Here is a 23,168-nt window from a genome sequence, read left to right on the forward strand (position 1 = left end):
ATGGCTGACTCGACTCTCGCGCTCGACGTCCTCAAGGCAGACGGCAAGAAGGCAGGCTCGATCGAGCTTCCCGCCGCGCTGTTCGACGTCAAGACGAACATCCCGCTCATCCACCAGGTCGTCGTCGCGCAGCTCGCGGCGGCTCGCCAGGGCACGCACTCGACCAAGCGTCGTGGCGAGGTCTCCGGTGCCGGCCGCAAGCCCTTCAAGCAGAAGGGCACGGGTAACGCCCGTCAGGGTTCCATCCGCGCGCCGCACATGACCGGTGGTGGCATCGTCCACGGCCCGAAGCCGCGTGACTACTCGCAGCGCACTCCCAAGAAGATGATCGCCGCCGCCCTGCTGGGCGCGCTCAGCGACCGCTTCCGCGGCGACCGTCTGCACGCGATCGACACGTTCGGCGCCGAGGGCACGCCCTCGACCAAGGCCGCAGCGGGCTTCCTCGCGCAGGTCGCCTCGTCGAAGAACGTCCTCGTGGTCATCGAGCGCGGCGACGAGCTCGCGCTCAAGAGCATCCGCAACCTCGGCCACGTCCACGTGCTGTCGTTCGACCAGCTCAACGCATACGACGTGCTCGTCTCCGACGACATCGTCTTCACCCAGGCCGCGCTCGAGGGCTTCATCGCCTCCAAGTCCGGCGCCAACCAGGAGGTCTCCGCATGAGCGAGCAGGCATCTGTTCTCCAGACGGCCCTGAACAAGGACCCGCGCGACATCATCCTGAAGCCGGTCGTGTCCGAGAAGAGCTACGGGCTCATCGATGAAGGCAAGTACACCTTCCTCGTCGACCCGCGCGCTTCGAAGACCGAGATCAAGCTCGCGATCGAGAAGATCTTCGGCGTCAAGGTCGCAGGGGTCAACACTCTCAACCGCGTCGGCAAGGCTCGCCGCACCCGCTTCGGCACCGGCAAGCGCAAGGACACCAAGCGCGCCATCGTCACCCTGAAGTCGGGCACCATCGACATCTTCACGGCAATCGGCTGATCCGGGGGATAAGGACAATCATGGCTATTCGCAAGTACAAGCCCACGACCCCGGGCCGTCGCGGCTCGTCGGTGGCTGACTTCGCCGAGATCACTCGATCGACGCCGGAGAAGTCGCTGCTGCGCCCGCTCTCGAAGACCGGTGGTCGCAACAACCAGGGCCGCATCACGACCCGTCACATCGGTGGTGGCCACAAGCGCCAGTACCGTGTCATCGACTTCCGTCGCAACGACAAGGACGGCGTCAACGCCAAGGTCGCTCACATCGAGTACGACCCCAACCGCACCGCGCGCATCGCGCTGCTGCACTACTTCGACGGCGAGAAGCGCTACATCCTCGCTCCCGCGAAGCTGAAGCAGGGCGACATCGTCGAGTCGGGCGCCGGGGCTGACATCAAGCCGGGTAACAACCTCCCGCTGAAGAACATCCCCACCGGTACCGTGATCCACGCGATCGAGCTCCGCCCCGGTGGCGGCGCGAAGATGGCGCGCTCGGCCGGTGCTTCCGTCCGTCTCGTCGCCAAGGACGGTCCCTACGCCCAGCTGCGTCTCCCCTCGGGCGAGATCCGCAACGTCGATGCGCGCTGCCGCGCGACCATCGGCGAGGTCGGCAACGCCGAGCAGTCGAACATCAACTGGGGCAAGGCCGGCCGCATGCGGTGGAAGGGCGTCCGCCCGACCGTCCGTGGTGTCGCGATGAACCCGGTCGACCACCCGCACGGTGGTGGTGAGGGCAAGACGTCCGGTGGTCGTCACCCCGTCTCCCCGTGGGGCCAGGCTGAGGGTCGCACCCGTCACGCCAACAAGGAAAGCGACAAGTACATCGTGCGTCGTCGTAACGCCGGCAAGAAGCGCAAGTAGGAGTAAGAGAAGATGCCTCGCAGTCTTAAGAAGGGCCCCTTCGTCGACGAGCACCTGCTTCGCAAGGTGGTCGTGCAGAACGAAGCCGGCACCAAGAACGTCATCAAGACCTGGTCCCGTCGGTCCATGATCATCCCGGCCATGCTGGGTCACACGATCGCGGTCCACGACGGACGCAAGCACATCCCTGTGTTCGTGTCCGAGACCATGGTCGGTCACAAGCTGGGCGAGTTCGCGCCCACCCGCACCTTCCGCGGCCACGAGAAGGACGACAAGAAGGGGCGGCGCCGCTAATGGTCGAATCCATCGCACGCGTGAAGCACATCCGCGTGACCCCGCAGAAGGCTCGTCGTGTCGTCGCGCTCATCAAGGGCAAGCAGGCCCAGGAGGCTCTGGCGATCCTTAAGTTCGCTCAGCAGTCCGCCAGTGAGCCGATCTACAAGCTTGTCGCGTCGGCTATGGCCAACGCGCAGGTCAAGGCCGATCGCGACGGCGAGTACCTCGACGAGCAGGACCTGTACGTGAAGAACGCGTACGTGGACGAGGGAACGACGCTCAAGCGCTTCCAGCCTCGTGCACAGGGTCGCGCTTTCCAGATCAAGAAGCGCACGAGCCACATCACGGTCGTGCTCTCGACGCCTGAGGCGGCTCCGGTCGCGGCGGGCGACAGCAACAAGAAGGCGAGCAAGTAATGGGACAGAAGGTAAACCCGTACGGCTTCCGCCTCGGCATCACGACGGACCACGTCTCGCGTTGGTTCTCCGACTCGACGAAGCCGGGTCAGCGCTACGCCGACTACGTGGCCGAGGACATCAAGATCCGCAACCTGCTCACGAAGCAGCTCGACCGTGCCGGTGTCTCGAACATCGAGATCGAGCGCACCCGTGACCGTGTCCGCGTCGACATCCACACCGCCCGTCCGGGCATCGTGATCGGTCGTCGTGGAGCCGAGGCCGAGCGCATCCGCGGCGACCTCGAGAAGCTCTCGGGCAAGCAGATCCAGCTGAACATCCTCGAGGTCAAGAACCCCGAGGCCGACGCTCAGCTGGTCGCGCAGGGCATCGCCGAGCAGCTGTCTGCTCGTGTGGCGTTCCGTCGCGCGATGCGCAAGGGTCTGCAGGGCGCGCAGCGTGCCGGCGCCAAGGGCATCCGCATCCAGGTCTCCGGCCGTCTCGGCGGCGCCGAGATGAGCCGCTCGGAGTTCTACCGCGAGGGTCGTGTGCCGCTGCACACGCTGCGCGCGAACATCGACTACGGCTTCTACGAGGCGAAGACCACCTTCGGTCGCATCGGCGTGAAGGTCTGGATCTACAAGGGCGACCTGACCGCGAAGGAGCTCGCTCGCGAGCAGGCCAACGCGCCCAAGGCTCGTCGTGACGACCGTGGTGGCGACCGCCGCCGTGCCCCGCGCAACGAGGCACCTGTCGCAGAAGGAGCGTCGGCATAATGCTCATCCCCCGTAAGGTCAAGTTCCGCAAGCAGCACCACCCCGGGCGCTCGGGCCAGGCCACCGGCGGCACGAAGGTCTCCTTCGGCGAGTACGGTATCCAGGCGCTTTCGCCGGCTTATGTGACGAACCGTCAGATCGAGTCCGCTCGTATCGCGATGACCCGTCACATCAAGCGTGGTGGAAAGGTGTGGATCAACATCTACCCCGACCGTCCGCTCACGAAGAAGCCTGCTGAGACCCGCATGGGTTCCGGTAAGGGTTCCCCCGAGTGGTGGGTCGCCAACGTCAAGCCGGGCCGTGTCCTCTTCGAGGTCGCGGGTGTCGACGAGCAGCTCGCTCGCGAAGCTCTGACCCGAGCAATTCACAAGCTGCCGCTCAAGGCACGCATCATCAAGCGCGAGGAGGGCGACGCGTAATGGCGATCGGCACCAAGGAGCTCGCCCCGGCAGAGCTCGACACATTCGAAGACCAGCGCCTCGTCGAGGAGCTGCGCAAGGCCAAGGAGGAGCTGTTCAACCTCCGTTTCCAGTCGGCCACCGGCCAGCTGGAGAGCCACGGCCGCATCCGCGCTGTCAAGCGCGACATCGCGCGCCTGTACACCGTGATCCGCGAGCGCGAGCTGGGTATCCGTGCGACGCCCGCTCCGGTCGAGGCTCCGGCCAAGAAGGCGTCCAAGTCGAAGGCGAAGAAGGCGGACTCCGCCGACGACGCCGTGAAGGAAGAGGCTGAGTGATGGCCACCAAGAAGGAAGCCGCCGTCGAGGCTGAGCACGCTGCTCACGACGTGCGCGATGTGGACGCCCGCGGGTACCGCAAGGCGCGTCGCGGCTACGTCGTCAGCGACAAGATGGACAAGACCATCGTGGTCGAGGTCGAGGACCGCGTGAAGCACCCGCTTTACGGCAAGGTCATCCGCCGCACCTCGAAGGTCAAGGCGCACGATGAGGCGAACACCGCCGGCATCGGCGACCTGGTCCTGATCAACGAGACCCGCCCGCTGAGCGCCACGAAGCGCTGGCGTCTGGTGGAGATTTTGGAGAAGGCCAAGTGATCCAGCAGGAATCCCGACTCAAGGTCGCCGACAACACCGGCGCCAAGGAGCTGCTCACGATCCGCGTTCTCGGTGGCTCGAAGCGCCGCTACGCGGGCCTCGGTGACACCATCGTCGCGACCGTCAAGGATGCGATCCCCGGTGGCAACGTCAAGAAGGGCGACGTCGTCAAGGCGGTCATCGTCCGCACCAAGAAGGAGGTCCGTCGCCCGGACGGCTCCTACATCAAGTTCGACGAGAACGCCGCAGTGATCCTGAAGAACGACGGGGAGCCCCGTGGCACCCGTATCTTCGGGCCGGTCGGTCGTGAGCTTCGCGACAAGAGGTTCATGAAGATCGTCTCGCTGGCGCCGGAGGTCATCTAATCATGGCGAAGATCAAGAAGGGTGACCTGGTTCAGGTCATCACGGGCGCGACGCAGGATCGTGGCGGCGATCGCGGTAAGCAGGGCAAGGTCCTCGACGTCCTTTCCGACAAGAACCGCGTCATCGTCGAAGGCGTGAACTACGTCACCAAGCACACCCGCGTCGGACAGACGCAGCGTGGCACCAAGACCGGAGGACTCGAGACCGTCGAAGCCTCCATCCACATCTCGAACGTCGCACTCGTCGACCCCTCGACCAAGAAGCCGACCAAGGTCGGCCACCGGGTCGAGGAGCAGACGAAGGACGGCGTGAAGCGCACCGTCCGCGTGCGCTACGCGAAGAAGAGCGGTAAGGACCTCTGATGAGCACCGACACTGCCGCGCCGGCTGGCAAGATCCAGCCGCGCCTGAAGCAGAAGTACAACACCGAGATCAAGAAGGCGATGCAGGAAGAGTTCGGTTACTCGAACGTCATGCAGATCCCCGGACTGGTCAAGGTCGTCGTGAACACCGGTGTCGGCGAGGCAGCTCGCGACAGCAAGGTGATCGATGGTGCGGTCGACGACCTCACCAAGATCACCGGCCAGAAGCCGATCGTCACGAAGGCCCGCAAGTCCATCGCGCAGTTCAAGCTGCGTGAGGGTCAGGCCATCGGCGCGCATGTCACCCTCCGCGGTGACCGCGCGTGGGAGTTCGTCGACCGCCTCGTCTCGCTCGCACTGCCCCGTATCCGCGACTTCCGCGGTCTCTCGGCCAAGCAGTTCGACGGCAACGGCAACTACACCTTCGGTCTCCAGGAGCAGAGCGTGTTCCACGAGATCGATCAGGACAAGATCGACCGGGTTCGCGGTTTCGACATCACCGTCGTCACCACCGCGAAGACGGATGACGAGGGTCGGGCACTGCTCCGCCACCTCGGCTTCCCGTTCCGCTCGGAAGACGCACAGGCGTAACACCCTCGACGGGCTCAGTGGTCTCGTGTCACTGAGCCCGTCGATGTGCACGTACAATTGAAAATTGCGTGTCATCGCAGGCCGTCTGTCGTGTAACGGCAGCCGGAACCTCATGAACAAAGGAAAACAACAATGACAATGACAGACCCGGTCGCAGATCTGCTGACCCGTCTGCGCAACGCGAACTCGGCGCACCACGATTCCGTGACCCTGCCGTCGAGCAAGCTCAAGACGCACATCGCAGAAATCCTCCAGCAGGAGGGCTACATCGCCGCGTGGGAGACCACCGACGCTCGTGTCGGGAAGAACCTCACGCTGACGCTGAAGTACGGTCCCAACCGTGAGCGCTCCATCGCCGGCATCAAGCGCGTCTCGAAGCCCGGTCTCCGCGTCTACGCGAAGTCGACCGAGCTGCCCACGGTCCTCGGCGGCCTCGGCGTGGCGATCCTGTCCACTTCCTCCGGTCTTCTCACCGACCGTCAGGCTGAGCAGAAGGGCGTGGGCGGAGAAGTTCTCGCCTACGTGTGGTAATTCGAAATGTCGCGTATCGGACGACTTCCCATCGACGTTCCCGCGGGCGTGACCGTTTCGGTCGACGGCCGTGAGGTCGCGGTGAAGGGCCCCAAGGGTGAGCTCACCCTGACGGTGGCCAGCCCCATCGAGGTCGCGGTCGAGGAGAACCAGGTTCTGGTCTCCCGTCCCGACGACGAGCGCGAGTCGCGGTCGCTTCACGGCCTGACCCGCACGCTCATCAACAACAACATCATCGGCGTGACCCAGGGCTACACCAAGGGTCTCGAGGTCGTCGGAACCGGTTACCGCGTGCAGCAGAAGGGGAGCTCGGTCGAGTTCGCCCTCGGCTTCTCGCACCCGGTCCTGGTCGACCCGCCCGCCGGCATCACGCTCACGGTCGAGGGAACCACCAAGCTCACCGTCAGCGGGATCGACAAGCAGGCTGTCGGTGAGGCAGCTGCGAACATCCGCAAGATCCGCAAGCCCGAGCCGTACAAGGGCAAGGGTGTGCGCTACGCCGGCGAGAACGTGCGTCGCAAGGCCGGAAAGAGTGGTAAGTAACCATGGCTCTCAAGTCAAAGTCTGACGCCCGCGCGCGTCGTCACGCCCGCCTTCGCAAGAAGGTCGTCGGCACCGAGGCGCGTCCGCGTCTCGTCGTCAACCGTTCGGCCCGCCACGTCTTCGTGCAGCTGGTCGACGACAGCAAGGGTCACACCGTCGCGTCTGCTTCGACGCTCGAGACCGACCTGCGCTCGCTCGAGGCTGACAAGACCGCCAAGGCACGCAAGGTCGGCGAGCTCCTCGCCGAGCGCGCGAAGGCCGCAGGCGTTTCCGAGGCAGTGTTCGACCGTGGCGGCAACCGCTACGCCGGTCGTGTCGCCGCCATCGCCGACGGCGCCCGCGAGGGGGGTCTGGCACTGTGAGTGACAACAAGGAGAACGAAGTGACCGAAGCGGCTGCTGCCACTTCCGAGACGGCTGCAGGCACCACGCAGGCAGAGCCGACTCGCGATCAGCGCGACGGCCGCCGTGGTGGCCGTGGTGACCGCAACCAGGGTGGCCGCGACCGCAACTCGCGCGACCGTGGTGACAACCAGTTCCTGGAGCGCGTCGTCACCATCAACCGCGTCTCGAAGGTCGTGAAGGGTGGTCGTCGCTTCAGCTTCACCGCTCTCGTGGTCGTCGGTGACGGCAACGGTCTGGTGGGCGTCGGCTACGGCAAGGCCCGTGAGGTGCCGCTGGCGATCTCGAAGGGTGTCGAAGAGGCCAAGCGCAACTTCTTCCGCGTTCCGCGCGTCGGCAGCACCATCCCGCACCCGGTGCAGGGTGAGGCCGCCGCCGGTGTGGTCCTGCTCCGCCCGGCCGCTGCCGGTACCGGTGTTATCGCCGGTGGTCCGGTCCGCGCCGTGCTCGAGTGCGCCGGTATCCACGACGTGCTGTCGAAGTCGCTCGGCTCGTCGAACACGATCAACATCGTGCACGCGACGGTCACCGCCCTGAAGCAGCTCGAGGAGCCCCGTGCGGTCGCCGCGCGTCGTGGCCTCGAGTTCGACCAGGTCGCCCCTGCGCGTCTCGTCCGCGCCGAGGCCGACGCCATCGCCGCACAGAAGGTAGGTGCCTGATGGCCGCGCGACTGAAGGTCACGCAGATCAAGTCCAAGGTGAGCGAGAAGCAGAACCAGCGCGACACGCTGCGCAGCCTCGGTCTCAAGCGGATCGGTGACACCACCGTTCGCCCCGACGACGCGCAGACGCGCGGCTACGTCAAGACCGTCGCCCACCTCGTCAAGGTTGAGGAGATCGACTAATGGCTGAGAAGAACGAGGCCGTCGAGGCTGAGAAGGCCCCGAAGAAGGCTGCCGCCCCCAAGGCTGCCGCCGAGAAGAAGCCTGCCGCGAAGAAGGCTCCGGCCAAGAGCGCAGCAGCCGACGCCAAGGCTGAGGCTCCCGCCAAGAAGCCCGCCGCCAAGAAGGCGACGCCGGCGAAGGACGCTCCGGCGTCCCGCCCCGGCGTGCTGAAGGTGCACCACCTGCGTCCCGTCCCCGGGTCCAACACCGCCAAGACTCGCGTCGGTCGTGGTGAGGGCTCGAAGGGTAAGACCGCTGGTCGTGGTACCAAGGGCACCAAGGCGCGCAACACCGTTCGCGTCGGCTTCGAGGGTGGGCAGATGCCGCTGCACATGCGCACCCCGAAGCTGCGCGGGTTCAAGAACCCGTTCCGCGTGGAGTACCAGGTCGTGAACCTGGAGAAGCTCGCGGAGCTGTACCCCAAGGGTGGCGACGTCACCGTGGGCGACCTGGTCGCCAAGGGTGCCGTTCGCAAGAACGAGAAGGTCAAGGTTCTCGGTAACGGCGACATCGCCGTGAAGCTCACCGTTTCGGTCGACAAGGTCTCGGGTTCCGCCGAGCAGAAGATCGTCGCGGCGGGCGGATCCGTCAAGTAACCGCAGTGCAAGAGGGGCCGGAGATTCTCCGGCCCCTCTTGTGGTTTCACACTCCGAGACCTCGCTCTGGGGCCGCATCCGGCGGGCCTGGTATCGGTGGCGAATTCCGGAAAGCCCGGTTTGCGTTACCCTGGTCTTTCAGCCGTCCTTCGGGAATCGGCAACCTTTTCAGGAGGAACGTCCTTGTTTAGCGCCATCGCGCGGATCTTCCGCACGCCCGACCTGCGTCGGAAGATCGGTTTCACCCTCGCCATCATCGCGATCTACCGGCTCGGTTCCAACGTCCCGGCACCGTTCGTGAATTTCCCGAACGTCGAAGAGTGCCTCGCCGCCAACGCAGGTACCGATGGTCTGCTCGGACTGGTCAACCTCTTCTCCGGCGGTGCGCTGCTGCAGCTGTCGATCTTCGCGCTCGGCGTCATGCCGTACATCACCGCGACGATCATCACCCAGCTCCTGCGCGTGGTCATCCCGCACTTCGAGGCACTGCACAAGGAAGGCCAGGCCGGTCAGGCCCGCCTGACCCAGTACACGCGCTACCTCACGATCGCCCTCGCGCTGCTCCAGTCGACGACTCTCGTCACGGTCGCGCGCAGCGGTCAGCTCTTCGGGACGACAGATCTGGCGGCCTGTCAGCAGCTGCTGACCAACGATGTGTGGTGGGCGCAGCTGCTCATCATCATGGCGATGACGGCCGGTACCGGCCTGATCATGTGGTTCGCCGAGCTCGTCACCGAGCGCGGTATCGGCAACGGCATGTCGCTTCTCATCTTCACCTCGATCGCCGCGACGTTCCCCGGCGCCATGGGGCTCATCTGGCAGACGAAGGGCTTCGAGGTCTTCCTCCTGGTGCTGTTCGTCGGAATCATCGTGATGGGGCTCGTCGTGTTCGTCGAGCAGTCCCAGCGAAGGATCCCCGTCCAGTACGCCAAGCGCATGGTCGGTCGACGCACCTATGGTGGGACGAACACCTACATCCCGATCAAGGTGAACATGGCGGGTGTGATCCCCGTGATCTTCGCCTCGTCGTTGCTCTACATCCCCGCTCTCATCGCGCAGTTCAACACCCCGCAGGACGGCTCGACGCCGCCCGCGTGGGTCACGTGGATCAGCGCGAACTTCACGACGGGCAACAGCCCGGTCTACATGGCCGCGTACTTCCTGTTGATCATCGGCTTCACCTACTTCTACGTGGCGATCACGTTCAACCCGGTCGAGGTCGCAGACAACATGAAGAAGTACGGTGGCTTCATCCCGGGCATCCGTGCGGGGCGGCCCACGGCCGAGTACCTCGACTACGTGCTCACCCGCATCACGCTTCCCGGTTCGCTGTACCTCGGTCTGATCGCGCTCATCCCGCTGATCGCGTTGGCCACGGTCGGCGCCAACCAGAACTTCCCGTTCGGTGGCGCGTCGATCCTGATCATCGTCGGTGTCGGTCTCGAGACGGTCAAGCAGATCGATGCGCAGCTCCAGCAGCGTCACTATGAAGGGCTTCTCCGATGACAGCATCCGCACGTCTCCTCATCGTCGGGCCGCAGGGCTCCGGAAAGGGCACGCAGGGCGTGCGCATCGCCGAGTCCTTCGGCGTCCCGGTCGTGTCGACCGGTGACATCTTCCGCGCGAACATCAAGGAGGGCACGCCCCTCGGTCAGCAGGTCACGGCGATCCTCGACAAGGGCGATCTCGTTCCGGACGAGCTGACGAGCGAGATCGTGCGCGACCGGCTCGCGCAGCCCGACGCGGCGCAGGGCTTCCTGCTCGACGGGTACCCGCGCAACACCGCGCAGGTCGCTCACCTGGAATCGTTCCTCGCCGAGCGGGGGGAGGCGCTCGACGCCGTCATCCTCCTCGACGTGCCGCGCGAGGAGAGCCTGTCGCGTCTTTCGCTGCGCGCGACCGAGCAGGGCCGTTCGGATGACACCCCGGAGGCCATTGGCCACCGCCTCGACATCTACGAGCGCGAGACCGCGCCGATCCTCGAGGTCTACGGCGCCAAGGGCATCGTCGACCGTATCGACGGTGTCGGCTCGCTCGACGAGATCACGGAACGGATCGCCAGGGCGCTGGCCGCACGCGGTCTGAGCCTCGCGGCCTGAGATGTTCCGCCGGTCGATCTACAAGACCCCGGCTCAGCTGCGAGCCATGGTCGAGCCCGGACTCATCACGGCGGCGGCACTGGACGCCGTCCGCCCGATGGTCAAGGCCGGCGTCACCACACTCGAGATCGACACGGTGGCGAACCGGGCGATCCTGGCTCGTGGTGCCGAATCCAATTTCCAGTTGGTGCGCGGCTACCACCACACCACCTGCATCTCCGTGAACGAGCAGGTCGTTCACGGTATCCCGGGGGAGCGGGTACTGCGGCCGGGTGACATCGTGTCGGTCGATTGCGGTGCGCAGTTCCAGGGATGGAACGGCGACAGCGCCATCACCGTCGTCGTGCCCGATCCGGAGCGACCGGAGCTGGTCGCGCGGCGGGAGGAGCTCTCCCGGGTCACCGAGGGCTCGATGTGGGCGGGAATCGCCGCCATGGCATCTGCGTCGTCGATCGACGAGATCGGTGCGGCCATCCAGGACTACATCGAGGCGCAGGGTCCCTCCGAGGTCCCCGGTGAGCCCTACGGCATCCTGCGCGAGTACGTCGGCCACGGCATCGGGCGCAAGATGCACGAGGCCCCGAGCGTCTTCAACTACCGCACTCCCGATCGCGGAGAAGAGGTCAAGCCGGGATTGGTGCTCGCGATCGAGCCGATGGTCACCGCGGGCGGAGAAGCGACCTTCATCGAAGAGGATGACTGGACCGTGACGACCGTCGACGGTACGGACGGCTCCCATTGGGAACATAGCGTCGCCCTGCATGATGGGGGTATCTGGGTGCTGACCGCGCCCGATGGTGGAAGAGCCGGACTCGCCCCGTTCGGGGTCGAGCCTCGAGAGATCGGAAAGTAATGGCAGCGGCGAAGAGCAACACCAACTGGTTCGCGATCGGCGTCTCCATCGCCGTGGTCGTGGTGCTGGTGGCGATCGGTGGACTCGTGGTGTTCCTCAACAACCAGGCGACCTCGCCCGGCGCCGCTCCGAGTGCCAACGACACGTTCGACCCGGAGACGGGGGCGATCTCGTTCGGGGACGGCGAAGACACCGTTGCGGTCTTCCTGGACTTCCAGTGCCCCATCTGCAAGAGCTTCGAGGACCAGTACGGAGAGCAGCTGGAGGCGGCCGCCGCCGACGGACGCATCACGCTCGAGTACCACCCGATCGCGATCCTCGACCGCTTCTCGCAGGGCACCGACTTCTCGTCGCGCTCCGCTGGAGCGGCCTTCTGCGTCGCGGAGTCGGACCCCGACCTCTACCTCGATTTCGCGAAGTTGCTGTTCGAGAACCAGCCGGCGGAGAACTCCTCCGGCCTGACGAACGACCAGATCGCGGGCTTCGCGACGCAGGTCGGTGCCGATGACGCGGTCTCGTGCATCAACGACGAGACGTACCGCAAGTTCGGGGCGGCGCAGGCGAAGTCCCACGAGATCGCGGGAACGCCCACGATCGAGGTCAACGGCGAGCGCCTCGACCTCCAGGCCGGCGATATCACCAAGATGGAGCAGCTGATCGGCTGACCCGCGGGTCGGGCGCTCGAGTTGCCGGATGGTAATCGAGCGTCTAACATAGATCTTTGGTGCTTTGTGCCTTGATTCGGCGTGTCCGTCGGTGCAGCACCACAAACCATTCACCCACCGCAGATCGACCGATCTGCAGAAGCGTCAGCGAGGCTATGGCTAAGAAAGACGGTGTCATCGAGATCGAGGGCGTGATCTCCGAGGCTCTGCCCAACGCGATGTTCCGCGTTGAGCTCAGCAACGGACACAAGGTCCTTGCAACGATCTCCGGCAAGATGCGGCAGAACTACATCCGTATCATCCCCGAGGACCGTGTGGTCGTGGAGCTCAGCCCCTACGACCTGACCCGCGGCCGTATCGTCTACCGCTACCGCTGATCGGTCGAGAAGTAACGGCCTGCCCCTGCTCGGGGCGGTACGAAGACAGCGAACAGGAAACATCATGAAGGTCAACCCCAGCGTCAAGCCCATCTGCGATCACTGCAAGGTGATCCGCCGTCACGGCCGCGTCATGGTGATCTGCAAGAGCAACCCGCGTCACAAGCAGCGCCAGGGCTGAGTCCCTCGCTGTGCGGCATCGCTCACGCACATCTCACAACTGAATACACACGACGGCAGGATCAGAACCCGCGGAAGCGGGGGACACCTCGGGCGGAGGCCCGGGCACCGATCCTGTCCCACACCTCCACAACACCCAGGAGATTCGCATGGCACGTCTTGCCGGCGTTGACATCCCGCGCGACAAGCGCGTGGTGATCGCCCTTACCTACATCTACGGCGTCGGCCGTACCCGCTCGGTCGAGATCCTCAAGGCGACGGAGATCGACGAGAGCATCCGCGTGAAGGACCTCAGCGACGACCAGCTGATCGCCCTCCGCGACTACATCGAAGGCAACTACAAGGTGGAGGGTGACCTGCGCCGCGAGGTCGCCGCAGACATCCGCCGCAAGGTCGAGATCGGCTCCTACGAGGGCATCCGCCACCGTCGTGGCCTTCCGGTCCGTGGTCAGCGCACCAAGACCAACGCCCGTACCCGCAAGGGCCCGAAGCGCACCGTCGCAGGCAAGAAGAAGGCCCGCTAAGCGCGGCCCCAGGGACTAGGAGAACATTTTCATGGCTGCACCCAAGGCCGCCGCGCGCAAGCCGCGCCGCAAGGAAAAGAAGAACATCGCGCTGGGCCAGGCCCACATCAAGTCGACGTTCAACAACACCATCGTCTCGATCACCGACCCGTCCGGCGCCGTCATCGCGTGGGCCTCGTCGGGTGGCGTGGGCTTCAAGGGCTCCCGCAAGTCGACCCCGTACGCCGCCGGCATGGCCGCCGAGTCCGCAGCCCGTCAGGCCGCGGAGCACGGCGTCAAGAAGGTCGACGTCCTCGTGAAGGGCCCGGGCTCCGGCCGCGAGACGGCGATCCGCTCGCTGCAGGCCGCCGGCCTCGAGGTGGGTTCGATCCAGGACGTCACTCCGCAGGCGCACAACGGTTGCCGCCCGCCGAAGCGCCGCCGCGTCTGATACGCGCTTCGAGCCGCTCGGCCCTCTCCGGTCCGAGCGGCTCGACGCCCGCGTACGGGCATCGACTTCCACAACTCAAGACCTCACCCCACCACATGTCATATAGCGGGCATGTGATCGAAAGGAACACAGAGTGCTTATTGCACAGCGTCCCACACTGACCGAGGAAAAGATCGTCGAGAACCGTAGCCGGTTCATCATCGAGCCTCTGGAGCCCGGCTTCGGTTACACGATCGGCAACGCGCTGCGCCGCAGCCTGCTGTCGTCGATCCCCGGTGCTGCTGTCACCAGCGTTCGCATCGACGGCGTGCTGCACGAGTTCAGCACCATCCCCGGCGTGAAGGAGGATGTCACCGAGATCATCCTCAACATCAAGCAGCTCGTCGTCTCGTCGGAGCGTGATGAGCCCATCACCGCGTACCTGCGCAAGACCGGTGCGGGCGAAGTCACCGCCGCCGACATCTCGGCCCCGGCCGGTGTCGAGGTGCACAACCCCGAGCTGGTCATCGCGACGCTCAACGACACCGCGAAGTTCGAGCTCGAGCTCACGATCGAGCGTGGCCGTGGCTACGTCTCCGCGACGCAGAACCGCAACGAGTATGCCGAGGCCGGTCAGATCCCGATCGACTCGATCTACTCGCCGGTCCTCAAGGTCAGCTACCGCGTCGACGCGACCCGTGCCGGGGAGCGCACCGACTTCGACAAGCTCGTCCTCGACGTCGAGACCAAGTCCGCGATCAGCCCCCGCGACGCCGTCGCGTCGGCCGCCAAGACGCTCACCGAACTGTTCGGTCTCGCTCGCGAGCTGAACGTCGAGGCTGAGGGCATCGAGATCGGCCCGGCGCCGGTCGAGGCTGTGAACTCCAGCGAGCTGTCGATGCCGATCGAGGACCTCGACCTGTCGGTCCGCTCGTACAACTGCCTGAAGCGTGAGGGCATCAACACCGTTTCCGAGCTCGTCGCCCTGTCGGAGACGCAGCTCATGAACATCCGCAATTTCGGCCAGAAGTCGGTCGACGAGGTGCGCGACAAGCTCATCTCGCTCGGTCTGTCGCTCAAGGATTCGGTGCCCGGTTTCGACGGCGCCCACTTCTACGGCGGCAGCGAAGACGAGTCCTTCTGATACCCGACCTTTCTGACCAGGAGTTAGACGATTATGCCCAAGCCCACTAAGGGTCCCCGCCTCGGAGGCGGCCCCGCTCACGAGCGCCTCATGCTTGCCAACCTCGCAGCGGCGCTCTACACCCACAAGTCGATCAAGACGACCGAGACCAAGGCGAAGCGCCTTCGTCCGCTCGCCGAGCGTCTGATCACCTTCGCCAAGCGTGGCGACCTTCACGCGCGTCGTCGTGTGATGTCGGTCATCGGTGACAAGGAAGTCGTGCACGTCCTGTTCTCCGAGATCGCGCCGCTCGTCGCCGAGCGTGAGGGTGGCTACACCCGCATCACGAAGGTCGGCAACCGCAAGGGCGACAACGCTCCGATGGCCGTGATCGAGCTCGTCCTCGAGCCCGTCACCCCGAAGGCGAAGTCGACCAAGAAGGCTGCTGCGCCGAAGGCCGAGAACGTCGAGGAGCCGGCTGAGGTCGTCGAGGAGGCTCCCGCCGAGGAGGCTCCCGCCGAGGACGCCGCCGACGCCGGTGCCGAGTCGCAGGCCGAAGGCGAAGCCGCAGAGGCTGCCGCCGAGGACGCTGTCGAGAAGAAGTCCGAGTAAGCACTTCGCTCACGACGAAGCCCGCCGCCCTATTCGGGGTGGCGGGCTTCGTCGTCGTCCGATGACGATCCGCCGATTCGATGACGATCCGCCGAGAAATCTGCCCGAGTTCTGCGGCGGATCGTCGGAGTGTCGGCGAATCGTCGGTCCTGGATGCGGACCCGACCGGGGTCAGCGGGCGCGGAGGTCTTTGCGGAGGATCTTCCCGGAGCTCGACTTCGGGATCACTTCGATGAACTCGACCTGCCGCACCTTCTCGTGCGGCGCGACGTGCGAGGCCACATGCGCCATGACGGCGTCGGCATCGAGGTCGGCGTCCGGCTGTCGCACCACGAACGCCTTCGGCACCTCCTGGCCGTCATCGTCGAGCGCGCCGATCACCGCAGCATCGGCGATGGCGGGATGCTCGAGCAGGACGGCTTCCAGGACGGCCGGGGCGACCTGATAGCCCTTGTACTTGATGAGCTCCTTGAGCCGGTCGACGATCCGGTAGATACCGTCGTGGGTCACCGTGGCGACATCGCCGGTGTGCAGCCAGTCGTCGGCGTCGAGCATCTCGGCCGTGGCGTCGGGCCGGTTGAGATACCCGACCATCACCTGGGGTCCGCGCACCCACAGCTCACCCGGCTCGCTGGTGCCTTCGCCCGGCACGGCCACGTCCTCGCCCGATTCCGGGTCGACCAGCCGTGCTTCGGTGTTGGGCACGAGCGGCCCGATGGCGGAGCGATCGATCTCGTCGCGTGTCTCGGAGATGAGGTTCACCGCAGGACTCGTCTCGGTCATGCCGTAGCCCTGCGTGACGATGCAGCCCAGCCTGTTCGCCACGGCGGAGGCCAGAGCCCCGTCGAGCGGGGCCGCTCCGGAGAAGATCACCTTCACCGCGGAGAGGTCGTACTGGTCGACGATCGGATGCTTCGCCAGCGCGACGGCGATCGGGGGAGCGACGAACACCCACGTCGTCCGGTGCTCCGCGATGATGCGGAGGAACTCCGGCAGATCGAACCTGGGCATCGTGACGAGCCCGGCGCGCTGTCGCAGTGCGAAGTTGAGCAGCACCGTCATCCCGTAGATGTGGAAGAAGGGGAGCACGGCCAATACGCGATCGCTCGCCTCGACGCCCAGGACGGGGCGGCACTGCGAGACATTGGCGACGAGGTTCCGGTGGGTGAGCATCACGCCTTTCGGGCGCCCGGTCGTGCCGGAGGAGTATGGCAGCACGGCCAGATGGGTGGCCGGGTCGAACGACACCTCCGGCGCGTGACGCCCCTCGCCCAGCAGTGCCGGGAGCGACGGGTGTCCCTCGGCGCCGTCGAGCACGATGAGGTGATCGGCCGACAGGCCGATCTTCTCCGCGGCAGCCAGAGCACCGGGAAGCAGCGGAGAGACCGTCACGAGCCACGTCGCGCCGGCGTCGGTGAGCTGGTTCGCGATCTCTTCGGCAGTGTAGAGGGAGTTGATCGTCGTCGCGGTCGCTCCCGCGCGGAGGATGCCGTGGAACACTGTGGCGAAGGCGGGGACGTTGGGGCACAAGACGCCGATCGTGGTCCCGACGCCCACTCCGCGTGCGGCGAGGGCACCGGCGAAGAGATCGATCTGTCCGAGGAGCTGTCGATAGGTGGTGGTCGCACCGCTCATGCCGTCGACGAGCGCGATCGTGTCGAGCTCGCCTTCGTCGAGGTCTCCGAAGAGGAATTCGTGGATGGAGACCTCGGGGATCTCCACATCGGGGTAGGTGCTGCGAACCATGAGATCTCCTTCGATCCTGGGTGTCGTGACGGCATCGTCGAGTGCGATCCAGTTTCGCACACAACGGCACTGCGTCCCAGAGGTCGACTCAGATCGTGGTGCCGATCACGGCGGACTCGGAGGTCTGCATTCGGGACGGGAGGAGGCCGGGAGTAGGCTGATCCGGTGAGTGACGTACAGGCCAGGGCACGAGGGCCTCGCGCCTACATCACGTTCATCGGGATCGGTCTTCTCGCCGGACTCCTCTCCGGGCTCTTCGGCGTCGGCGGCGGCACGGTCATCGTCCCGCTGCTGGTGCTCCTGCTCCACTTCGACCAGCGCCTGGCGGCCGGAACCTCGCTCGCGGCGATCGTGCCGACCGCCAGCGTGGGCGTCATCTCCTACGCCACGACCGGATCCGTGGCCTGGATCCCCGCCATCATCCTCGCGGCAGGAGCCGTACTCGGCGCGCAGATCGGTACGCGCTTGCTGCCGCGCATCTCGCAGACAGCCCTGCGCTGGGGTTTCGTCGGGTTCCTCGTCGTCGTGATCGTCAGTCTCTTCCTCGTCATCCCCTCGCGTGATGCCGCGTTCGAGCTCACCTGGCTGACCGGAATCGCCCTGGTCGGCGTCGGCATCGGCACCGGCATCCTCGCCGGCCTGATCGGGGTGGGCGGTGGTGTGATCGTCGTCCCCGTCCTGATGCTGGCCTTCGGCACGAGCGATCTCGTCGCCAAGGGGACGTCGCTGCTCATGATGATCCCCACGGCGATCTCGGGCACGGTCGGCAACGTCCGCAATCGCAACGTCGACCTGCTCGCGGCACTGCTCATCGGCGTGGCCGCGTGCACCACGACCGCACTCGGGGCATGGCTGGCGACGATCGTCGATCCGACGCTCGGCAACATGCTGTTCGCGGCATATCTCGTGGTGATCGCGGTGCAGATGGCGATCAAGGCGGTTCGAGGGCGCAAGCGCGCCTGAGTGAGAAGCGGCCTCGGTAGGATCGAGGGGTGGCAGTGAACCAAGAACTGGTCGGCCGGGAGTTCCCGCCGACGGCCCCGTACCTCGTCGGACGCGAGAAGGTGCGCGAGTTCGCGCGTGCCGTCTTCGCCGACGCTCCGCAGCACACCGACGTCGAGGCCGCCCGCGCGGCCGGCTTCTCCGACGTCGTGGCGCCGCCGACCTTCGCGATGGTCATCCAGGACCTCACGCTCCAGCAGTTGCTGGGCCAGGAGGACTCCGGCATCGTGCTCGCACGCACCATCCACGCCGAGCAGCGCTTCACCTACACGCGGCCCATCGTCGCGGGCGACGAACTCACCGCACAACTGCGCGTCACCGGCATCCGCATGATGGGCGGGAATGCCATGATCACCAGCGAGGCCGAGATCACCGACCCTGCGGGGGCCCACGTCGTGACCGCCACCAGTGTGCTGCTCGTCGGCGCCGAGGAAGAGGGGACCGCCTGATGGGCTACACCGTCGGAGACGTGGTCGCCGAGCGCACCGTGCACCTCACCCGTGAATCGCTCGTGCGCTACGCGGGGGCGTCCGGAGACTTCAACCCCATCCACTACCGCGACGATGTGGCGGCGTCCGTCGGGCTCCCTGGCGTCCTCGCCCACGGCATGCTCACGATGGGGATCGCGTCCTCGGTCGTGGTCGCAGCGCTCGACCCGGCGACGAAGATCCTCGACTACGGGGTGCGCTTCACCAAGCCGGTCGTGGTGGATCCGGTCGAGGGGGCTGAGGTGAAGGTCGTCGCGACCGTGGGCGCGGTGGACGAAGAGGTCACGCGTATCGACCTCAAGGTGACGTTCGGCGACACCACCGTGCTCGTCAAGGCGCAGCTGCGCGTCGCCGTCTGATGAAGGCGGTCTGATGCGGGAGATCGAGCCGGTTCGTCTGGCGGAGCTGACCACGCTCCGCACGGGCGCGGCACCGGAGCGGATGTTCGAGGCCACCACGACCGCGGGTCTCGTCGAGTCTCTGCGTGAGACGTGGGCACGCGGCGACGAGTGGTTCGTCCTCGGTGGGGGCTCCAACCTCTTCGTCGGCGACGAGCCCTTCGAAGGCACCGTCATCCGGGTGCGTACGGAGGGTGTCGAAGAGCTGCCCTCGCCGCACCCGGGGCGCATCCGTCTGCGCGCGCAGGCAGGGCATGGCTGGGACGACCTGGTCGCCTACGCGGTGGCCAACGGTTACGCGGGGCTCGAGGCGATGAGCGGTATCCCCGGCACCGTCGGCGCTGCTCCTGTGCAGAACATCGGCGCATACGGGCAGGAGATCCAGGAGACGCTGGTCGAGGTCGAACTGATCGACGAGTCGACCGGCGAGATCTCGACCGTTCCCGCTGCCGATCTCGGACTCGGTTTCCGCACCTCGGTGCTCAAGCACCACCACGGAAGCGTGCCGCAGCGACGCGCCGTGATCCTCACGGTGACCGTCGACCTGCCGATCGCCGGCGAGCGCGTGGTTCGCGGCGAGCAGCTGCGGCGTGCGCTCGGGCTCGTCGATGAGACGCCCGTGCCACTCAGCTGGGTCAGGGAGCGGATTCTCGCCACTCGGGCGTCAAAGGGCATGATCCTGGACGATGCGGATCCTGACACACACGGCGTCGGATCGTTCTTCCAGAACGCCATCGTGACCGCGGCGGTCGCCAGGTCGCTGCCGCCCGAGTGCCCGCGCTGGCCGGTCGCTCCCGACCTCGACGCGGTGACCGTGATCCCGCTCGCCGCCTATGACGGACAGGTTCCGCCGTCGAAGCCCGCGACGGTCTCCGATGTCAAGGTGAGCGCGGCCTGGCTGATCGAGCAGGCCGGCATCCGCAAGGGGTTCAAGCTCCCGCGTTCCCGCGCATCGGTGTCGACGAAGCACGCGCTCGCCCTGACCAATCGGGGTGGTGCGACGGCGGGAGAGGTCTCGGAGCTGGCCCGGTTCATCCAGAGCAGGGTGCACGCCGAGTTCGGTCTCGTGCTGCAGCCGGAGCCCGTGCTGGTGGGCGTCGACCTGTAGGTCGGCGACGGTCGCGGATACACTCGCGGCATGAGCGGACTGATCCCGTACCTGCTGTTCCCCGGCAACGCCGCGGAGGCGCTGCGTCACTACCGGTCGGTGTTCGGAGGCGACCTGCAGCTGTTCGACTATGCCGCGGCAGGGCGTCACGACGGCCCGGGGGATGCGGTCGCACACGGGCAGCTGAGCGGGCTCGTCGAGCTCGCCGGCGCGGATGCCGGTGCCGACGACGATGCCGTCCAGATGGGCGGCATGTTCTTGTCGCTCCTCGGGACCGCCGATGCGCTGACCCTCACCGGGTGGTTCGACAAGCTCGCCGCCGACGGGCGAGTGCTCGACGCGCTGCAGAAGCGCCCCTGGGGGGACTACGACGGCACGCTCGTCGACCGCTACGGCATCCGCTGGCTGATCGGCTTCCATCCGGAGGACTGACCGCCGAGACCCCCGCCACACGCCGAGACCCCCTCGCAGCGCCGCGGCTGCGAGGGGGTCTCGGCGGTCAGTGGGGGTCTCGGCGGGTCAGCAGACGGGAAGGCCGGATCAGGAGAACAGGCCCTGGAGGCGCTGGACGCCTTCGAGCAGCTGGTCGTCGCCGAGTGCGTACGACATGCGGATGTAGCCGGAGGGACCGAAGGCCTCGCCGGGGACGACCGCGACCTCGGCCTCGTCGAGGATGAGGTCGGCGAGCTCGAGCGAGGTGGTCGGCGTGACGCCACGCCAGGTCCGGCCGAGCAGGCCCTGCACGTCGGGGTAGACGTAGAACGCGCCGAGGGGGTTCGGGACGACGAGGCCGTCGATCTTCGACAGCTCCGAGACGATGAGGCGGCGGCGGCGGTCGAAGGCCTCGCGGAACTGCTCGGCCTCGGTCTGGGGGCCGTTGAGCGCGGCGATGGCAGCCTTCTGCGCGACGTTGTTGACGTTGCTGGTGAGGTGCGACTGCAGGTTTCCGGCGATCTTGATGGCGTCGGCCGGTCCGACCATCCAGCCCACGCGCCAGCCGGTCATGGCGTAGGTCTTGGCGACGCCGTTGACGAGGATCGTCTGACCGGCGACCTCGGGTACGGCCTCGACGATCGAGGTGGCCTTGACGCCCTCATAGGTGAGGTTCTGGTAGATCTCGTCGCTGATGATCCAGATGCCGTGCTCGAGCGCCCACTTGCCGATGGCCTTGGTCTCGGCGGCGGTGTACACGGATCCGGTCGGGTTCGACGGCGACACGAAGACGAGCACGGTGGTCCGTGCGGTGCGGGCGGCCTCGAGCTGCTCGACCGTGACCTTGTAGTCCTGGTCGGCACCGGCGAAGACCTCGACCGGGGTGCCGTCGGCGAGACGGATGGCCTCGGGGTAGGTGGTCCAGTACGGCGCGGGGAGCAGCACCTCGTCGCCGGGGTTCACCACGGCCTGGAATGCCTGGTAGACGGACTGCTTGCCGCCGTTGGTGACGATGACCTGACCGGGGGAGACCTCGAGCCCGGAGTCGCGCAGAGTCTTGGCGGCGATCGCCTCCCGCAGCGCCGGAAGACCGGGGGCGGGCGTGTAGCGGTAGCTCGCGGGGTCGGCGAGGGCCTCCGCTGCGGCATCCACGATGAACTGCGGCGTCGCGAAATCGGGCTCGCCGGCGGCATAGGAGATGACGTCCTTGCCCTCGGCCTTGAGTGCCTTGGCCTTGGCGTCGACCTTGAGGGTCGCGGACTCGGCGATGGCGGACAGCTTGCGGGAGAGAGGAGCGCGTTCGGTCACGACTACGAGCGTACTCGGGTCCGTGGGGCGGGCAAGGTGTGGGACGCCGCCAAGATCCGAGGTTCTTTCGGGTGCGGAAGGTCAGTCGGTCGGGAAGCCGTGCGCCTGAGCGACGGCCGGGAGGGTGATGCGCCCGCCCTGGACGTTCAGTCCCTTCGCGAGCGCGGCATCCTCGGATGCTGCCCGTTCCCAGCCCTTGCCGGCGATCGCCGAGACGTAGGGCAGCGTCGCGTTGGTCAGCGCACGGGTCGCGGTCTCGGGGACCGCGCCCGGCATGTTCGCAACGCAGTAGTAGATCGATTCGTGCACCGCGAACGTGGGGTCGTCGTGGGTCGTCGGACGTGAGCCTTCGAAGCATCCGCCCTGGTCGATCGCGATGTCGACGAGCACCGACCCCGGCTTCATCGCGGCGACCATGTCATCGGTGACGAGCTTGGGGGCCGCGGCTCCCGGGATCAACACGGAGCCGACGACGAGGTCGGCGGTCCGGAGTTCTTCGGCGATGTCATAGCGGCTCGAGGCGCGGGTCTCCAGCGCGCCGCCGTAGCGGTGCTCGAGTTCCCGCAGACGGGGGAGGGAGACATCGATCACGGTCACCTTCGAGCCGAGTCCGAGGGCGTTGGCCGCAGCATGCTCCCCAGCGACGCCGCCTCCGATCACGACGGTCTTCGCGCGGGGGGTGCCGGCGATGCCACCGAGCAGCATTCCACGACCGCCCTGCGAGCGGAGCAGCGAGTGCGAGCCCATGACCACGGAGAGCCGCCCGGCGATCTCGCTCATCGGCACGAGAAGCGGCAGGCTGCGGTCGGGCAGCTGCACGGTCTCGTAGGCGACGGCCGTGGTCCCGGCATCCACGAGTGCGGTGGTCAGCGCGCGGTCGGCGGCAAGGTGCAGGTAGGTGAAGAGCGTGAGGTCTTCGCGCAGGAAGCCGTACTCCTGGGCGATCGGCTCTTTGACCTTGATCAGCAGGTCAGCCTCGCCCCATACCTCGGCGGCGGTCTCGACGATCTCCGCACCGGCGGCGCGGAAGGCCTCGTCCGTGATACCGGAGCCGAGTCCTGCGCCGGACTGCACGAGCACGCGGTGGCCTTCGTGGGCCAGCCGATCGGCGCCTGCCGGGGTGAGGGCGACGCGGTTCTCGTTGTTCTTGACCTCGGTGGGGACGCCGATCTTCATTGATCCTCCAGGGGTGTGATGAGGTGAGGCACCCAGGATCGCAGAAACATCGCC

36 protein-coding genes are annotated in these 23,168 nt (G+C 66.5%); 33 read left to right on the plus strand and 3 right to left on the minus strand.

What is annotated here, in order from left to right:
* The 28 genes from rplD to rplQ all read left to right on the plus strand — a co-directional run bounded on the left by rplD (position 1) and on the right by rplQ (position 15,456).
* The gene (gene rplD, locus LC041_RS02570) at positions 1 to 663 is read left to right on the plus strand and encodes a 50S ribosomal protein L4 (RefSeq protein WP_226531405.1); all 663 of its coding nucleotides are present in this window, start codon (positions 1 to 3) and stop codon (positions 661 to 663) included.
* Positions 660 to 983, plus strand: a complete 324-nt coding sequence (gene rplW, locus LC041_RS02575; RefSeq protein ID WP_017829206.1) for a 50S ribosomal protein L23 — start codon at positions 660 to 662, stop codon at positions 981 to 983. Before rplD ends, rplW begins: the two co-directional genes overlap by 4 nt.
* 20 nt (positions 984 to 1,003) lie before the next feature.
* Positions 1,004 to 1,843: a 50S ribosomal protein L2 gene (gene rplB, locus LC041_RS02580; protein ID WP_017201590.1), complete on the plus strand. Its 840-nt coding sequence runs from the start codon at positions 1,004 to 1,006 to the stop codon at positions 1,841 to 1,843.
* 12 nt (positions 1,844 to 1,855) lie between these two features.
* Positions 1,856 to 2,137, plus strand: a complete 282-nt coding sequence (gene rpsS / locus LC041_RS02585) for a 30S ribosomal protein S19 (protein WP_017201589.1) — start codon at positions 1,856 to 1,858, stop codon at positions 2,135 to 2,137.
* On the plus strand, positions 2,137 to 2,535 hold the full coding sequence (gene rplV, locus LC041_RS02590) for a 50S ribosomal protein L22 (protein WP_226531406.1): 399 nt from the start codon (positions 2,137 to 2,139) through the stop codon (positions 2,533 to 2,535). Before rpsS ends, rplV begins: the two co-directional genes overlap by 1 nt.
* A complete protein-coding gene (gene rpsC, locus LC041_RS02595) occupies positions 2,535 to 3,290 on the plus strand; it encodes a 30S ribosomal protein S3 (protein ID WP_226531407.1) in 756 nt (251 codons plus the stop codon). Before rplV ends, rpsC begins: the two co-directional genes overlap by 1 nt.
* Positions 3,290 to 3,709 (plus strand): 50S ribosomal protein L16, encoded by a 420-nt coding sequence (gene rplP / locus LC041_RS02600; RefSeq protein ID WP_047524107.1) that lies wholly within the window; start codon positions 3,290 to 3,292, stop codon positions 3,707 to 3,709. Before rpsC ends, rplP begins: the two co-directional genes overlap by 1 nt.
* Positions 3,709 to 4,026, plus strand: a complete 318-nt coding sequence (gene rpmC / locus LC041_RS02605; RefSeq protein WP_206476034.1) for a 50S ribosomal protein L29 — start codon at positions 3,709 to 3,711, stop codon at positions 4,024 to 4,026. Before rplP ends, rpmC begins: the two co-directional genes overlap by 1 nt.
* Positions 4,026 to 4,343, plus strand: a complete 318-nt coding sequence (gene rpsQ, locus LC041_RS02610; RefSeq protein ID WP_226531408.1) for a 30S ribosomal protein S17 — start codon at positions 4,026 to 4,028, stop codon at positions 4,341 to 4,343. The genes rpmC and rpsQ overlap by 1 nt, the downstream gene beginning before the upstream one ends.
* A complete protein-coding gene (rplN, locus tag LC041_RS02615; protein WP_226531409.1) occupies positions 4,340 to 4,708 on the plus strand; it encodes a 50S ribosomal protein L14 in 369 nt (122 codons plus the stop codon). Before rpsQ ends, rplN begins: the two co-directional genes overlap by 4 nt.
* Before the next feature lie 2 nt (positions 4,709 to 4,710).
* On the plus strand, positions 4,711 to 5,070 hold the full coding sequence (gene rplX, locus LC041_RS02620) for a 50S ribosomal protein L24 (protein WP_226531410.1): 360 nt from the start codon (positions 4,711 to 4,713) through the stop codon (positions 5,068 to 5,070).
* Complete coding sequence (gene rplE / locus LC041_RS02625; RefSeq protein ID WP_047524104.1) at positions 5,070 to 5,660, plus strand: 50S ribosomal protein L5; 591 nt, start codon at positions 5,070 to 5,072, stop codon at positions 5,658 to 5,660. The genes rplX and rplE overlap by 1 nt, the downstream gene beginning before the upstream one ends.
* Positions 5,661 to 5,792: 132 nt before the next feature.
* Positions 5,793 to 6,191 (plus strand): 30S ribosomal protein S8, encoded by a 399-nt coding sequence (gene rpsH / locus LC041_RS02630; protein ID WP_226531411.1) that lies wholly within the window; start codon positions 5,793 to 5,795, stop codon positions 6,189 to 6,191.
* Positions 6,192 to 6,197: 6 nt separating this feature from the next.
* Positions 6,198 to 6,734: a 50S ribosomal protein L6 gene (gene rplF / locus LC041_RS02635; RefSeq protein ID WP_047524102.1), complete on the plus strand. Its 537-nt coding sequence runs from the start codon at positions 6,198 to 6,200 to the stop codon at positions 6,732 to 6,734.
* Between the two features lie 2 nt (positions 6,735 to 6,736).
* Positions 6,737 to 7,096 carry a 50S ribosomal protein L18 gene (rplR, locus tag LC041_RS02640; RefSeq protein ID WP_226531412.1) on the plus strand — a complete coding sequence of 120 codons (360 nt, stop codon included), beginning with the start codon at positions 6,737 to 6,739 and terminating at the stop codon, positions 7,094 to 7,096.
* A gap of 20 nt (positions 7,097 to 7,116) precedes the next feature.
* Positions 7,117 to 7,794, plus strand: coding sequence for a 30S ribosomal protein S5 (gene rpsE, locus LC041_RS02645; protein WP_268768102.1), 678 nt, complete (start codon positions 7,117 to 7,119; stop codon positions 7,792 to 7,794).
* On the plus strand, positions 7,794 to 7,979 hold the full coding sequence (rpmD, locus tag LC041_RS02650; RefSeq protein WP_017201575.1) for a 50S ribosomal protein L30: 186 nt from the start codon (positions 7,794 to 7,796) through the stop codon (positions 7,977 to 7,979). The genes rpsE and rpmD overlap by 1 nt, the downstream gene beginning before the upstream one ends.
* Positions 7,979 to 8,614: a 50S ribosomal protein L15 gene (gene rplO / locus LC041_RS02655; RefSeq protein WP_226531413.1), complete on the plus strand. Its 636-nt coding sequence runs from the start codon at positions 7,979 to 7,981 to the stop codon at positions 8,612 to 8,614. The genes rpmD and rplO overlap by 1 nt, the downstream gene beginning before the upstream one ends.
* A 183-nt stretch (positions 8,615 to 8,797) precedes the next feature.
* Positions 8,798 to 10,120: a preprotein translocase subunit SecY gene (gene secY, locus LC041_RS02660; protein ID WP_226531414.1), complete on the plus strand. Its 1,323-nt coding sequence runs from the start codon at positions 8,798 to 8,800 to the stop codon at positions 10,118 to 10,120.
* Positions 10,117 to 10,713 (plus strand): adenylate kinase, encoded by a 597-nt coding sequence (locus LC041_RS02665; RefSeq protein ID WP_226531415.1) that lies wholly within the window; start codon positions 10,117 to 10,119, stop codon positions 10,711 to 10,713. The genes secY and LC041_RS02665 overlap by 4 nt, the downstream gene beginning before the upstream one ends.
* A gap of 1 nt (position 10,714) precedes the next feature.
* Positions 10,715 to 11,566 (plus strand): type I methionyl aminopeptidase, encoded by an 852-nt coding sequence (gene map / locus LC041_RS02670; RefSeq protein ID WP_226531416.1) that lies wholly within the window; start codon positions 10,715 to 10,717, stop codon positions 11,564 to 11,566.
* Complete coding sequence (locus LC041_RS02675) at positions 11,566 to 12,231, plus strand: DsbA family protein (RefSeq protein ID WP_226531417.1); 666 nt, start codon at positions 11,566 to 11,568, stop codon at positions 12,229 to 12,231. The genes map and LC041_RS02675 overlap by 1 nt, the downstream gene beginning before the upstream one ends.
* 155 nt (positions 12,232 to 12,386) lie before the next feature.
* The gene (gene infA / locus LC041_RS02680; protein ID WP_017201569.1) at positions 12,387 to 12,608 is read left to right on the plus strand and encodes a translation initiation factor IF-1; all 222 of its coding nucleotides are present in this window, start codon (positions 12,387 to 12,389) and stop codon (positions 12,606 to 12,608) included.
* A gap of 64 nt (positions 12,609 to 12,672) precedes the next feature.
* Positions 12,673 to 12,789 (plus strand): 50S ribosomal protein L36, encoded by a 117-nt coding sequence (gene rpmJ / locus LC041_RS02685; protein ID WP_005050492.1) that lies wholly within the window; start codon positions 12,673 to 12,675, stop codon positions 12,787 to 12,789.
* Between the two features lie 148 nt (positions 12,790 to 12,937).
* Positions 12,938 to 13,312: a 30S ribosomal protein S13 gene (gene rpsM / locus LC041_RS02690; RefSeq protein WP_047524098.1), complete on the plus strand. Its 375-nt coding sequence runs from the start codon at positions 12,938 to 12,940 to the stop codon at positions 13,310 to 13,312.
* Between the two features lie 31 nt (positions 13,313 to 13,343).
* A complete protein-coding gene (gene rpsK, locus LC041_RS02695; RefSeq protein ID WP_017829189.1) occupies positions 13,344 to 13,742 on the plus strand; it encodes a 30S ribosomal protein S11 in 399 nt (132 codons plus the stop codon).
* 133 nt (positions 13,743 to 13,875) lie between these two features.
* Positions 13,876 to 14,865 carry a DNA-directed RNA polymerase subunit alpha gene (locus tag LC041_RS02700; protein ID WP_017201565.1) on the plus strand — a complete coding sequence of 330 codons (990 nt, stop codon included), beginning with the start codon at positions 13,876 to 13,878 and terminating at the stop codon, positions 14,863 to 14,865.
* A gap of 33 nt (positions 14,866 to 14,898) precedes the next feature.
* Positions 14,899 to 15,456, plus strand: coding sequence for a 50S ribosomal protein L17 (rplQ, locus tag LC041_RS02705; protein WP_226531418.1), 558 nt, complete (start codon positions 14,899 to 14,901; stop codon positions 15,454 to 15,456).
* 171 nt (positions 15,457 to 15,627) lie between these two features.
* Here rplQ and LC041_RS02710 read toward each other — a convergent pair whose 3' ends face one another.
* Entirely contained in the window at positions 15,628 to 17,202 is a 1,575-nt protein-coding gene (locus LC041_RS02710) for an AMP-binding protein (protein WP_226531419.1), read from the minus strand.
* Positions 17,203 to 17,367: 165 nt separating this feature from the next.
* Between LC041_RS02710 and LC041_RS02715 the strand changes: the two genes are divergently transcribed.
* The 5 genes from LC041_RS02715 to LC041_RS02735 are packed head-to-tail and all read left to right on the plus strand — an operon-like array spanning position 17,368 to position 20,630.
* On the plus strand, positions 17,368 to 18,165 hold the full coding sequence (locus LC041_RS02715; protein WP_226531420.1) for a sulfite exporter TauE/SafE family protein: 798 nt from the start codon (positions 17,368 to 17,370) through the stop codon (positions 18,163 to 18,165).
* A 29-nt stretch (positions 18,166 to 18,194) separates the two neighbouring features.
* Positions 18,195 to 18,653, plus strand: coding sequence for an FAS1-like dehydratase domain-containing protein (locus tag LC041_RS02720; protein WP_226531421.1), 459 nt, complete (start codon positions 18,195 to 18,197; stop codon positions 18,651 to 18,653).
* Positions 18,653 to 19,051, plus strand: a complete 399-nt coding sequence (locus LC041_RS02725) for a MaoC/PaaZ C-terminal domain-containing protein (protein WP_226531422.1) — start codon at positions 18,653 to 18,655, stop codon at positions 19,049 to 19,051. The genes LC041_RS02720 and LC041_RS02725 overlap by 1 nt, the downstream gene beginning before the upstream one ends.
* Before the next feature lie 13 nt (positions 19,052 to 19,064).
* Positions 19,065 to 20,198: a UDP-N-acetylmuramate dehydrogenase gene (locus tag LC041_RS02730; RefSeq protein WP_226531423.1), complete on the plus strand. Its 1,134-nt coding sequence runs from the start codon at positions 19,065 to 19,067 to the stop codon at positions 20,196 to 20,198.
* 30 nt (positions 20,199 to 20,228) lie between these two features.
* Positions 20,229 to 20,630 (plus strand): VOC family protein, encoded by a 402-nt coding sequence (locus tag LC041_RS02735; protein WP_226531424.1) that lies wholly within the window; start codon positions 20,229 to 20,231, stop codon positions 20,628 to 20,630.
* Between the two features lie 108 nt (positions 20,631 to 20,738).
* On the opposite strand, the gene LC041_RS02740 is transcribed toward LC041_RS02735, so the two are convergent.
* The gene (locus LC041_RS02740) at positions 20,739 to 21,938 is read right to left on the minus strand and encodes a pyridoxal phosphate-dependent aminotransferase (RefSeq protein WP_226531425.1); all 1,200 of its coding nucleotides are present in this window, start codon (positions 21,936 to 21,938) and stop codon (positions 20,739 to 20,741) included.
* Positions 21,939 to 22,019: 81 nt separating this feature from the next.
* Complete coding sequence (gene ald, locus LC041_RS02745) at positions 22,020 to 23,114, minus strand: alanine dehydrogenase (RefSeq protein ID WP_226531426.1); 1,095 nt, start codon at positions 23,112 to 23,114, stop codon at positions 22,020 to 22,022.
* Positions 23,115 to 23,168: the final 54 nt, after the last annotated feature.

Source organism: Microbacterium paraoxydans, assembly GCF_020524545.1.
Taxonomy (GTDB): Bacteria; Actinomycetota; Actinomycetes; order Actinomycetales; family Microbacteriaceae; genus Microbacterium; species Microbacterium paraoxydans_C.

What these genes read in the sequence shown, in the direction of transcription:
- rplD (WP_226531405.1), top strand. Translation starts at nt 1, where the DNA reads ATGGCTGACTCGACTCTCGCGCTCGACGTCCTCAAGGCAGACGGCAAG.
- rplW (WP_017829206.1), top strand. Translation starts at nt 660, where the DNA reads ATGAGCGAGCAGGCATCTGTTCTCCAGACGGCCCTGAACAAGGACCCG.
- rplB (WP_017201590.1), top strand. Translation starts at nt 1,004, where the DNA reads ATGGCTATTCGCAAGTACAAGCCCACGACCCCGGGCCGTCGCGGCTCG.
- rpsS (WP_017201589.1), top strand. Translation starts at nt 1,856, where the DNA reads ATGCCTCGCAGTCTTAAGAAGGGCCCCTTCGTCGACGAGCACCTGCTT.
- rplV (WP_226531406.1), top strand. Translation starts at nt 2,137, where the DNA reads ATGGTCGAATCCATCGCACGCGTGAAGCACATCCGCGTGACCCCGCAG.
- rpsC (WP_226531407.1), top strand. Translation starts at nt 2,535, where the DNA reads ATGGGACAGAAGGTAAACCCGTACGGCTTCCGCCTCGGCATCACGACG.
- rplP (WP_047524107.1), top strand. Translation starts at nt 3,290, where the DNA reads ATGCTCATCCCCCGTAAGGTCAAGTTCCGCAAGCAGCACCACCCCGGG.
- rpmC (WP_206476034.1), top strand. Translation starts at nt 3,709, where the DNA reads ATGGCGATCGGCACCAAGGAGCTCGCCCCGGCAGAGCTCGACACATTC.
- rpsQ (WP_226531408.1), top strand. Translation starts at nt 4,026, where the DNA reads ATGGCCACCAAGAAGGAAGCCGCCGTCGAGGCTGAGCACGCTGCTCAC.
- rplX (WP_226531410.1), top strand. Translation starts at nt 4,711, where the DNA reads ATGGCGAAGATCAAGAAGGGTGACCTGGTTCAGGTCATCACGGGCGCG.
- rplE (WP_047524104.1), top strand. Translation starts at nt 5,070, where the DNA reads ATGAGCACCGACACTGCCGCGCCGGCTGGCAAGATCCAGCCGCGCCTG.
- rpsH (WP_226531411.1), top strand. Translation starts at nt 5,793, where the DNA reads ATGACAATGACAGACCCGGTCGCAGATCTGCTGACCCGTCTGCGCAAC.
- rplF (WP_047524102.1), top strand. Translation starts at nt 6,198, where the DNA reads ATGTCGCGTATCGGACGACTTCCCATCGACGTTCCCGCGGGCGTGACC.
- rplR (WP_226531412.1), top strand. Translation starts at nt 6,737, where the DNA reads ATGGCTCTCAAGTCAAAGTCTGACGCCCGCGCGCGTCGTCACGCCCGC.
- rpmD (WP_017201575.1), top strand. Translation starts at nt 7,794, where the DNA reads ATGGCCGCGCGACTGAAGGTCACGCAGATCAAGTCCAAGGTGAGCGAG.
- rplO (WP_226531413.1), top strand. Translation starts at nt 7,979, where the DNA reads ATGGCTGAGAAGAACGAGGCCGTCGAGGCTGAGAAGGCCCCGAAGAAG.
- LC041_RS02665 (WP_226531415.1), top strand. Translation starts at nt 10,117, where the DNA reads ATGACAGCATCCGCACGTCTCCTCATCGTCGGGCCGCAGGGCTCCGGA.
- map (WP_226531416.1), top strand. Translation starts at nt 10,715, where the DNA reads ATGTTCCGCCGGTCGATCTACAAGACCCCGGCTCAGCTGCGAGCCATG.
- LC041_RS02675 (WP_226531417.1), top strand. Translation starts at nt 11,566, where the DNA reads ATGGCAGCGGCGAAGAGCAACACCAACTGGTTCGCGATCGGCGTCTCC.
- infA (WP_017201569.1), top strand. Translation starts at nt 12,387, where the DNA reads ATGGCTAAGAAAGACGGTGTCATCGAGATCGAGGGCGTGATCTCCGAG.
- rpmJ (WP_005050492.1), top strand. Translation starts at nt 12,673, where the DNA reads ATGAAGGTCAACCCCAGCGTCAAGCCCATCTGCGATCACTGCAAGGTG.
- rpsM (WP_047524098.1), top strand. Translation starts at nt 12,938, where the DNA reads ATGGCACGTCTTGCCGGCGTTGACATCCCGCGCGACAAGCGCGTGGTG.
- rpsK (WP_017829189.1), top strand. Translation starts at nt 13,344, where the DNA reads ATGGCTGCACCCAAGGCCGCCGCGCGCAAGCCGCGCCGCAAGGAAAAG.
- rplQ (WP_226531418.1), top strand. Translation starts at nt 14,899, where the DNA reads ATGCCCAAGCCCACTAAGGGTCCCCGCCTCGGAGGCGGCCCCGCTCAC.
- LC041_RS02710 (WP_226531419.1), bottom strand. Translation starts at nt 17,202, where the DNA reads ATGGTTCGCAGCACCTACCCCGATGTGGAGATCCCCGAGGTCTCCATC.
- LC041_RS02725 (WP_226531422.1), top strand. Translation starts at nt 18,653, where the DNA reads ATGGGCTACACCGTCGGAGACGTGGTCGCCGAGCGCACCGTGCACCTC.
- LC041_RS02730 (WP_226531423.1), top strand. Translation starts at nt 19,065, where the DNA reads ATGCGGGAGATCGAGCCGGTTCGTCTGGCGGAGCTGACCACGCTCCGC.
- LC041_RS02735 (WP_226531424.1), top strand. Translation starts at nt 20,229, where the DNA reads ATGAGCGGACTGATCCCGTACCTGCTGTTCCCCGGCAACGCCGCGGAG.
- ald (WP_226531426.1), bottom strand. Translation starts at nt 23,114, where the DNA reads ATGAAGATCGGCGTCCCCACCGAGGTCAAGAACAACGAGAACCGCGTC.